This is a genomic window from Flavobacterium hibisci, from assembly GCF_020026925.1.
Lineage (GTDB): Bacteria > Bacteroidota > Bacteroidia > Flavobacteriales > Flavobacteriaceae > Flavobacterium > Flavobacterium hibisci.
In genome coordinates this window covers 39,435-45,800 of sequence record NZ_JAIQDW010000028.1, presented here as the reverse complement: position 1 = coordinate 45,800, position 6,366 = coordinate 39,435, and the positions used below count along the sequence as shown (strand labels likewise).

The window sequence follows — 6,366 nt, the reverse complement described above, 5'->3', positions numbered from 1 at the left end:
ATTAGATGCAAACTTATAAGCAGGATATTCGCAGTTATTAATCGAGAAACAGAATACATAAACACCTATAAATTTGCATCTTAAATTTTAACACTTTTTAATTGTTTTTTATCATAGAATGCGCAGCGGTAAGAAGAACATTTCGAAGATCAGGGCATATTTTTTTATATTTGATCAAATAGAAAAGGACGTTTTTTCGCCGCTCCCGTACCAATCCTTTCGTGTGGGCTTTTTGAAACCAGAATTTCTTATATTTCAGACATTCTAATAAAGCCATAGTATCAAAGAACTTGTTATCTTTTATCATAAAATAACATACAAAGGCTATGAAAAAATAAATTTCTTATCTAGCCCCGATGGGAGGGAAAATCCTTTTATTTTTTCCTTTAAAAAATAAAAGATTGGAAGGACAGCGGGACTAAAAGCTATTATGAGGACGAATTTTCTGCTTCTAAAAATAATGAAACTCAAAAGCCACACGAAAGGATTCGTATGAGAGCGATGAATTAACTTTTAAAAACAGAGTTTTATACTTCAAACATTCTAAATACCTATATCATCCAGATCACGCAGAATTTCATTCAATTATAAAAGAGAAAACGAAAGATTAATAATATACTGAATATTTTTTTACCTTTGAAATTAAGACTTTTTAATGCAAATGGCTTTGAGCCCTTCAGAAAATTGATATTTATGGAACAGAAAATACATCAGGGAAGAAATGTAAAACGATTCAGGGAAATGTTAAGCTCGGCTGCTGCGCCTAGCCGCGGGACGTTACCTGCAATCTAAACCCAAATCGTGTAAAGCAAAGATGTCCGAAATTTTCAAAAAACATATAACTAAATTCGCAAAAGTTTCTGACGATGAATTTGAAGAAATTAAAAAGTTCTTTGATACGAAAGAGGTCGCAAAAAAAGAAAATCTATTAGAGGAGGGACAAATTTGCAGGCATCATTATTTTGTTTTGAGCGGTTTGTTACGAAAGTTTTACATCAACGAAAAAGGCACTGAACAAACCACTGAATTTGCCATTGAAACCTGGTGGATTACAGATAACTTTGCCTACGAAAACGAAGTACCTACGGAATTTTATATTCAGGCTGTAGAAAAATCTACGATATTGTATATTACTCCAGATAAACAGGAAAAATTATTAAAAGAATTTCCTGTGATGGAACGCTATTTCCGTTTTATTTATCAGCGGGCATATGCAGCGGCTCAAAAGCGTATCAAATTTCTTTTTTCGTTTTCAAAAGAAGAATTTTATTTCCAAGCCGTTAGAAATCATCCCGAATTTGTGCAACGTGTCCCCCAATACTTAATCGCTTCCTATCTTGGCTTTACCCCTGAATATTTAAGCGAAATCCGTAAGAGGCTTCTTTCTTAAACCAGTTTAAGTTTTTTCATTTTCTTATTCTCCAATTTTGTATTGAACAATTTTAAAAGAATAATACAATGCAAAAACGATTTAATTTTAAGGAAGTTGCTCCAAATGCATTAAAAGTTTTGGTTGGCTTAGAAATGTATATTTCAAAGGCTCCTATATCTAAGACATCCAAAGAACTTATAAAGATTCGTGCTTCACAAATTAATGGTTGTGCCTACTGCATCAACATTCACACTCAAGACGCAATTAATAGTGGAGAAACAAATCAGCGCATTTTTCTACTGAATGCTTGGAGAGAAGCTGAGGGTATTTTTACGGAAGAAGAAAAAATAGTATTGGCAATAACGGAAGAGATAACATTAATACATCAAAATGGATTATCAGATGATACCTATTCAACAGCATTACAGTTTTTTAGCGAAACTCAAATTGCAGATATCATAACTGCCATAATTACAATCAACCTCTGGAACAGAGTTGTATTAAGTACCCACTTACAGATTGGACAAAGTCTTGCTTAATTGCATAAGACTTTTCAAAAAATCGCAGGTTTCGTAACCTGCGATTTTTTACAGAAAAGATATTCTTTGAATTTATCCCGATCGTGCAGGTTTACCGCGCTCCCGAACGAATCCTTTTGAATACATCATGTAAATCGAATCTTAGTAGCACCAACACTAATTATTATAAAATCCTTTCTATAGATTCAACTGCTGATATTTATGTAATTAAAGCTAAAAATAAAAACAATTATTATAAAATTGTTTCTAAAAGGATTGATAGGCCTTTATACAATTATTTAAAAATAAGGATTAACAAAAGTTATAAATTTGAATTGGTTTCTCTATTACACAAAGAAAAGTTTACAACCATGATTGGAAGAATTGATTTTTATGGAGAAAGTATTTTATTCGAAAGAGACTCCATAAATGACATTCGTACTACAAATAATTTACAAGGAATCACTTTACTACCTTCAAAGCTAACACGCTCAAATCAGTGAACTATATACAAAAAATGCAAGACCAAAATTGATCTTGCATTTCATTTGATAAATCTAATTAAAGATCTTTTTTAAACTGTCTGACGCTCGTGTTTTCCTTCTTTAATTTCTTCTACCATTTTTTTATTAAAAGCGGGCAAATCATTAGGGTTTCGGCTGGTTACCAATCCGTTGTCAACTACTACTTCTGAGTCTTCCCATTGCGCTCCCGCATTTATTAAATCGTTTTTAACAGAGAAGAAAGAAGTTACTTTTCTCCCATCTAAAACATCAGCATCTACGAGAATTTGAGGACCATGACAAATAGCCGCTACTGGTTTTTTACTTTCGAAAAAGGAACGTACAAAATGTACTGCAGCCTCTTCTCTTCTCAATAGATCTGGGTTTATAACGCCGCCCGGAAGAACGAGAGCATCGTAATCTGCTTCATTTGCCTGATCTAATACTACATCAACATCGTATTCGTTACTCCAGTTACCATCTTTCCAGGATTTTATAGTTCCTGATTTCAAACTGATGATATCGGCATTCCACCCCTGCTCTTCCAGATACGCTTTTGGCGATGCTAATTCTGATTCTTCAAAACCGTTTGTGGCTAATATGGCTATATTCTTTTTCATAATTTTAAAATTTATATGTTATTAATTTTGATTTACTTAAAATTACTTATTTCATATACCAAGCAAAAACTGACGATGTTAAACCTTTCTTTACTAAAAGTTAATTAATTACTATTCAGATCATTATTGAAAATTAAAGTAAAATTATATAAGATCGATCTCAATTTTATTTAGTAAAGGGTTAAAGTCGGAACATAAGATATTTCGAAAAACAGAACCTTGCATTAAAGGCATCATTTTTTCACAGGCTTTTATAAAAGCAAATATCATTTGTAAGCAAATTTTCATATTTTTGAATTAAAATAACATATTGTAAATCAAACCAGTATTCATTTAGATTCTTAGCAAAATATAAAGAATGAAAAATATACCAACATTATATGAGTGGGCAGGCGATATGAAAACCTTTGATACTTTATTTTCGAAATTTTACGAAAAAGTACTGAAGGACGAAATATTGGGTGAAGTCTTCAAAAACATGTCACCTGAGCACGTTCAACACGTAGCACATTTTGTTGCTGAAGTTTTTGGAGGCGAAAAATTATATACTTCCAATGACAATGGCAGCCATGCAAAAATGATTGGAAAACATATTGGTAAAATGCTGACAGAAGAAATGAGGCAGCGCTGGGTTCATTTACTGCTGGAAACTTCAGACGAAATTGGATTAAAAAGCGACCCTGAATTCCGTTCGGCTTTCGTTGGTTATATCGAATGGGGCACCCGACTGGCAGTTATAAATTCTAATCTGACAGAAAATCCAATAGACTCAAACGAACCTATGCCAAAATGGAATTGGGGTGCAACAGGCGGACCTTATATCAATTAAATTATTATGTATGACAATTGAATATATCCGATAAAAGGTTAGAACACAAACATGAATTTATTGCTGCTTACAATGACATTAGATTAATTCCCTTTTTGCATTGCATATGAGCTTCCACAATGTAAAGAAGAATTGTATAAAGAATACTTAAACAAGTATGAGAATTAAAAACTTCGGAACTTAACTTTATTAATAAAAGAAATAATTGAACTTTCGAGTCAAACCATCACTATTGACAGAAATGATTTCCTGAAAGTGAAGGCAGAATTGATACTAATTTATATTTATGTAAAGAGTGGAAGTTTGAGAATTTTTGTTTTAGACAATGATAAAGAGCAGAGCATTCGGTTTAGTTACAAAAAAAATATAATCGTTTCACTGGATTCTTTTTTAACCCAAAAACCTTCCGACCTTTCTATTCAGGCTATTAAAAAGAATACTTCATTCTACTACAATTGATTTTGCTTTAGACTAAAAAAAAATTCAGAAGTAACATGTAAAAAAACAGAAACGATATGGAAGACTTATTCAAAACAATTTTGGGCAGTTCAATAGTAACTACAATTTTAACAAGTGCTATTGTCTATTATTTTCATAAAAAGACTGAAAGAAGCAATGCTGTAATAAAACATGAATTTGACAGAATCTCACAAATACACAACACCGACTTTGAATGGCGAAAAAAGACAACCGAACTACTTGGACAGGTTTATACACATTTGAACAGAACACGCCTTGCATTCGAAAATACTTATTCCAGACTAGAAAAATATGACGCTAAATTTGAAGATGAAATAATGTACACTTCTAACAAAAAAATACGTGATATCCTTTTAGAAAATGGACATCATTTACCTCCGGAATTATTAGGCGAAGCGTCAAAATTAATAGAGCATTACGATGCCTGGTTAGTTAAATATCATCATCTAAGAAAGATGAACGAGGATAAAAATACTATTCATATTTATGTGGGCACCGACAGGCTCCCATTTCCTAAAAAAGCAGAAGGCATGTTTAAAGAAAAGTATGAAGAAATGTTTCAAAAAATGAGACAACTATAGTATAACTATATCAAATTAAATAAAGAAACAATATTAAATTTATGCTCACAGCTATTAACCCAAAATTACCCATGCGCGATAAAACAGCCACCCGGGAATTTTACATCAACAAACTTGGCTTCGAAGAATTTGGAAACGCTGATTATAAGCATTATCTAATGCTGCAAAAAGATAGTATTGAAATTCATTTCTTTGAATTTAAAGAACTTAATCCAAATGAAAATTATGGACAGGTCTATATCAGAACCAACGATATCGATGCTTTTTATCAATCACTCTTAGATAATAAAACAGAGATACACCCTAACGGGTCTTTGCAAATTAAGCCTTGGGGACAAAAGGAATTTTCGATACTTGATCCTGACAATAATCTGCTTACTTTTGGGCATAGTACTCTTTAAAAACAAAATTACTATAATATGCAAAATCAATCAGAAGACATAATTCTTAAAGCTTATACTACTTTTAATGAAAGAAATATAGACAATGCTTTATCAACGATGCAGGCAGATGTAAAGTGGTCAAAAGCATGGGAAGGCGTCTATATTATGGGCACGATGAAATAAAGACGTACTGGACAAGACAATGGACGGAAATAAATCCAAAGTAGAACCTGTTGGTTTTGCTGAAAGAGAAAACGGTAGTTTAGAAGTCAGAGTGCATCAAAATGTAAAACATTTACAAGGCGACTTAGTATTTGACGGAATGGTAAAGCATATTTATACGTTTCAGGACGACGGTCTGATTAAAAAGATGGATATTGAACTGGTTGAAATTAATTCGTCTTTTTCATTAAAAAAAAAGATTGTAAAATCACTAAATATGATTACAAATTTTATCTGATTTTGAGTTTTATTTGCAAACAAATCATAACTGATTTTAAAACATTTAAACTTCAAAAATGATAAATATGAGAAAGAAAGCATTCTTTTTAATCACAATGTTTACAGTTTTCACTTCGATTACAGTATCTGCAAAAGTGAGGATTCCATTTGGTAAAATTGATAAAATTGAAATCGTAGCAGATTTACCCAACAATGAAAAATATACTGCTGCTGAAGGCTCAAAAGAATATCTGGATCTGGCAACACTGCATCAGGAATATAATATTGCATGGGTAATTCCGGCCTGGGTAACACAAGAACCTAAATTAGTACTGGCGAAAAAAGATTCCGACGTATATTATGAACTTACCGATCAACAGCTTGCTGAAATTATAAAAGATAACAAACTAGACAAAGACAGTCTGCTTCAATTAGGTTTTTATACGAGATATGGCGGTAAAGCTATTTTGCTCATCATTATTGGTCTTATCATTTATGGCCTTATTCCAGGCAAAGACGATGAAGAAGAAACTGAGGAGGTAAAGCCAACGCAGGTTTAAAAGAGAATATAGTTTTAGAAAAAAAAAATTAAATAACAAAGCCAACCTATTTAAGTTGGCTTTGTTATTTATGGCAGTC

10 protein-coding genes are annotated in these 6,366 nt (G+C 32.2%); 9 read left to right on the top strand and 1 reads right to left on the bottom strand.

Annotated elements, in window-relative coordinates; all coding sequences use genetic code 11:
* Positions 1-814 precede the first annotated feature (814 nt).
* The 3 genes from K8B81_RS19580 (at position 815) to K8B81_RS19570 (ending at position 2,393) form a co-directional block, all read left to right on the top strand.
* A complete protein-coding gene (locus tag K8B81_RS19580) occupies positions 815-1,390 on the top strand; it encodes a Crp/Fnr family transcriptional regulator (protein ID WP_223683235.1) in 576 nt (191 codons plus the stop codon).
* Positions 1,391-1,458: 68 nt separating this feature from the next.
* Positions 1,459-1,911 (top strand): carboxymuconolactone decarboxylase family protein, encoded by a 453-nt coding sequence (locus tag K8B81_RS19575; protein ID WP_223683234.1) that lies wholly within the window; start codon positions 1,459-1,461, stop codon positions 1,909-1,911.
* A gap of 116 nt (positions 1,912-2,027) precedes the next feature.
* On the top strand, positions 2,028-2,393 hold the full coding sequence (locus tag K8B81_RS19570) for a hypothetical protein (RefSeq protein WP_223683233.1): 366 nt from the start codon (positions 2,028-2,030) through the stop codon (positions 2,391-2,393).
* A 71-nt stretch (positions 2,394-2,464) separates the two neighbouring features.
* On the opposite strand, the gene K8B81_RS19565 is transcribed toward K8B81_RS19570, so the two are convergent.
* Complete coding sequence (locus K8B81_RS19565) at positions 2,465-3,013, bottom strand: type 1 glutamine amidotransferase domain-containing protein (protein WP_223683232.1); 549 nt, start codon at positions 3,011-3,013, stop codon at positions 2,465-2,467.
* Between the two features lie 358 nt (positions 3,014-3,371).
* Between K8B81_RS19565 and K8B81_RS19560 the strand changes: the two genes are divergently transcribed.
* The 6 genes from K8B81_RS19560 (at position 3,372) to K8B81_RS19535 (ending at position 6,287) form a co-directional block, all read left to right on the top strand.
* Complete coding sequence (locus K8B81_RS19560; RefSeq protein ID WP_223683231.1) at positions 3,372-3,842, top strand: group II truncated hemoglobin; 471 nt, start codon at positions 3,372-3,374, stop codon at positions 3,840-3,842.
* A 515-nt stretch (positions 3,843-4,357) separates the two neighbouring features.
* Positions 4,358-4,903 (top strand): hypothetical protein, encoded by a 546-nt coding sequence (locus tag K8B81_RS19555; RefSeq protein ID WP_223683230.1) that lies wholly within the window; start codon positions 4,358-4,360, stop codon positions 4,901-4,903.
* A 41-nt stretch (positions 4,904-4,944) separates the two neighbouring features.
* On the top strand, positions 4,945-5,304 hold the full coding sequence (locus K8B81_RS19550) for a bleomycin resistance protein (RefSeq protein WP_223683229.1): 360 nt from the start codon (positions 4,945-4,947) through the stop codon (positions 5,302-5,304).
* Positions 5,305-5,322: 18 nt separating this feature from the next.
* A complete protein-coding gene (locus K8B81_RS19545) occupies positions 5,323-5,469 on the top strand; it encodes a hypothetical protein (RefSeq protein ID WP_223683228.1) in 147 nt (48 codons plus the stop codon).
* A 19-nt stretch (positions 5,470-5,488) separates the two neighbouring features.
* The gene (locus K8B81_RS19540) at positions 5,489-5,746 is read left to right on the top strand and encodes a hypothetical protein (RefSeq protein ID WP_223683227.1); all 258 of its coding nucleotides are present in this window, start codon (positions 5,489-5,491) and stop codon (positions 5,744-5,746) included.
* Between the two features lie 67 nt (positions 5,747-5,813).
* The gene (locus K8B81_RS19535; protein WP_223683226.1) at positions 5,814-6,287 is read left to right on the top strand and encodes a hypothetical protein; all 474 of its coding nucleotides are present in this window, start codon (positions 5,814-5,816) and stop codon (positions 6,285-6,287) included.
* Positions 6,288-6,366 lie beyond the last annotated feature (79 nt).